Genomic DNA, 3,154 nt, shown 5'->3' with positions numbered 1-3,154 from the left:
GCCAGCTCCTTGACCTCGTTGGCCACCACCGCGAAGCCCTTGCCGGCCTCGCCCGCGCGGGCGGCCTCGATCGTGGCGTTGAGCGCCAGCAGGTTGGTCTGCTCGGCGATGCTCGTGATGACCTTCACGACGTTGCCGATCTCGGCGGAGGACTCGCCGAGCTTGGCCACCGTGGCCGTCGTGGTCTCCGCGGCCGTCACCGCCCGGGCGGCGACGGCGGAGGCCTCCGCGGCGTTGCTGGCGATCTCGCGGATGGAGGCGCCCATCTGCTCGGCGCCCGCGGCGACGGTCTGCACGTTGCGCGACACCTCCTCCGCCGCACCCGCGACGACGCCGGACTGGGCCGAGGTCTCCTCGGCCGAGGCCGAGATCTGCGCCGAGGACGCCGACAGCTCCTCGCTGGAGGCAGCCACCGCGTCCGCCGAACCCGCCACGGAAGCCATCACCTCGCGCAGGCCGGCCTGCATCGCCGCGAGGGAGGCCGCCATCTCGCCGACCTCGTCCCGCCGCGAGACGCCCGACTCCACGGTCAGGTCACCCTGCGCCGCGGCGTCCAGCGCCGACCGGACCCGCCGCAGCGGCCGGACCACCGACCGGGCCGCGAGCACGGACAGCCCCGCGGCGATGAGGACGGCGAGCACCCCGACGACGCTCAGCAGCGCCGTCGCCCGGGTCTGCGCCGCGTCCTGCTGACGGCGCAGGTCGGCGGCGCGCTCCTGGGCCGACGCCTGCACGGTGTCGGCCAGGCCGAGGACGATGCCGTAGCCCTCGCCGGCCTCACCGCCGTTGATGCTCTCCAGCGTGGTCCGCAGGCTCTCCGGCGTGCCCGCGGAGAGCCACTCGACCACCTGGTCGTCCCAGCGGAAGTAGTTGTCCCAGGCCGGGCGCAACTCCTCGAACGCCTCCCGCTCGGTGGCGTCCATCGCCGAGGTGTCGACCTGCTCGAGCCACTCGTACACCCCCGCCTTCGCCTCGAGGAGGCCCGCCCGGTTGTAGGTGTCCGGCGCGAGCCCCACGGCCGGGCCGAAGGCGGCGACGTCGGCCACGACCAGGCCCTGCCAGCCGGTGACGTCGGCGATCTGGAAGCGCGCGGTCTCGGCGTCGGCGAGGACGCCGTCGACGGCGCTCAGCTCCTCGGCGAGGTCGCGCTGCTCGCCGACCGCGGACAGCCCGGCGCCGGCGCTGACCAGCACGAGCAGCCCGACGGCACCGAAGGCGAGGCCGAGTCGGCGTCCGACGCGGACGTCCGAGAGGCGGGGAAGGGACACGGGTTCTCCTCTTGTGGCCCCCTGCAAGGGCCCACCGCGAGCGCGCGAGCGGTGGGCCCCTGCCGGGGGTCCTCTCTCAGTAGGTGAAGCGGGCGACGCTGGTGCGCAGGTCGGCGGCCATCCGCGACAGCTCGTCGACCGCGGAGCGCGTCTGGGTCAGCGCCTGGGTGGTGGACTCGGCAGCGGTCGAGACCCCGGAGATGTTGTCGGCGATCTGGCCGGAGCCCTGCGCGGCCTCCTGCACCGACCGCGACATCTCGTTCGTCGTCGCGGTCTGCTCCTCCACCGCGCTGGCGATGGTGGTCTGCCGGTCGCTGATCTGCGCGACGATCTGGGAGATCTCGCCGATGGCGCCGACGGCGGCGGTGGTGTCGCCCTGGATCGCCTGCACGCGGCGGGCGATGTCCTCGGTGGCCTTGGCCGTCTCCTGGGCCAGCTCCTTGACCTCGTTCGCGACGACGGCGAAGCCCTTGCCGGCCTCCCCGGCGCGGGCGGCCTCGATGGTCGCGTTGAGCGCCAGCAGGTTGGTCTGCTCCGCGATGCTCGTGATGACCTTGACCACGTTGCCGATCTCGGCGGAGCTGTCGCCGAGCTTGGCGACGGTGGCGGTGGTGGTCTCCGCGGCGGTGACGGCGCGGGCGGCGACGGCGGAGGCCTCCGCGGCGTTGCTGGCGATCTCGCGGATGGAGGCACCCATCTGCTCGGCGCCGGCGGCGACGGTCTGGACGCTGCGCGACACCTCCTCGGCCGCACCGGCGACGACACCGGACTGCGCGGAGGTCTCCTCCGCCGAGGCCGAGATCTGCGCCGAGGACGCCGACAGCTCCTCGCTCGAGGCGGCGACCGCGTCGGCCGACGCGGCGACGGCCTGCAGCACGCCGCGCAGGTTGTCCTGCGCCGTGCCCAGCGCGGCGGCCATGCGGCCCAGCTCGTCCTGCCCGCGCACCTCGGGGACGACGGTCAGGTCACCGTCGGCCAGGGCCTCGACCGACCGCTGCACCGAGCGGACGGTGCCGACCAGCCGGCGCACCACGACCACGGTGAGCGTGCCCGCGACCAGGATGCCGACGGCCAGGGCCACCCACAGGGTGGTGGTCGCCGAGGAGTGGATCGCGGCGGCCTCGTCGGTGTCGGCCTGCCCCGCGCCGACCCGCCGCTCCTGCATGGCGTTGTACTGGTCCATCAGCGTGTCGGAGCGGTCCTGCAGCGGGCCGGTGATGACCGCGCCCGCGGCAACCAGGTCCCCGGCGTCGGCGGCGGGCACCAGCTGCTCGTCGGCGACGGCGTAGTAGTCCTCGACCGTGGCGCGGAACTCGTCGAACGCCTGCCGGTTCACCGTCACCGCGGCGTAGGCGTCGAGCTGCCCGTCGATCGTGTCGCGCCGCTCGGCCAGGTCGGCCAGGAGCGCGGTCCGCGTCTGCGCGTCGGCGACGGGGTAGGTGTTGTACCGCGACCGGTCGCCCTGCCAGGAGCGCTGGATGTTCGCCAGGTCGGCCAGCCGGACGACGTTGTCGTTGATCCGGACCGCGGCCGCCTCGAGGGCGGACAGCCGGCTGACGGCCAGGACGGTCATCGCGATCGCGACGAGCGCGAGGACGACGACGGCGGCGCCGATCTTGACGCCGACGGGCCGGTCGGCGAACCAGCCGCCCGTACGGCCGCTGCGGGTGTCGCTCATGGGGGTCTCCTGGGTGAGGTGGTCGGGCGGGCGGTCAGTAGGTGAAGCGGGCGACGGTGCTGCGCAGGTCGGCGGCCATCCGGGCGAGCTCGTCGACCGCGGAGCGGGTCTGCGTGAGGGCCTGGGTGGTGGAGTCCGCGGCGGTGGAGACCCCGGAGATGTTGTCGGCGATCTGGCCGGAGCCCTGCGCGGCCTCCTGCACCGAGCG

2 protein-coding genes and 1 pseudogene are annotated in these 3,154 nt (G+C 74.4%); all 3 read right to left on the bottom strand.

What is annotated here, in order from left to right:
• The coding region (locus LY71_RS23000) for a methyl-accepting chemotaxis protein (protein WP_245888254.1) at positions 1–1,268 on the bottom strand (1,268 nt) is incomplete at its 3' end.
• Between the two features lie 76 nt (positions 1,269–1,344).
• Positions 1,345–2,946: a methyl-accepting chemotaxis protein gene (locus tag LY71_RS22995; protein WP_106282244.1), complete on the bottom strand. Its 1,602-nt coding sequence runs from the start codon at positions 2,944–2,946 to the stop codon at positions 1,345–1,347.
• Between the two features lie 34 nt (positions 2,947–2,980).
• Positions 2,981–3,154: pseudogene (locus LY71_RS24780) on the bottom strand (methyl-accepting chemotaxis protein); the annotation flags it as partial.

The organism is Geodermatophilus tzadiensis (genome assembly GCF_003002915.1).
Classification (GTDB): Bacteria; Actinomycetota; Actinomycetes; order Mycobacteriales; family Geodermatophilaceae; genus Geodermatophilus; species Geodermatophilus tzadiensis.
This window is presented reverse-complemented; position numbering and strand designations above follow the sequence as displayed.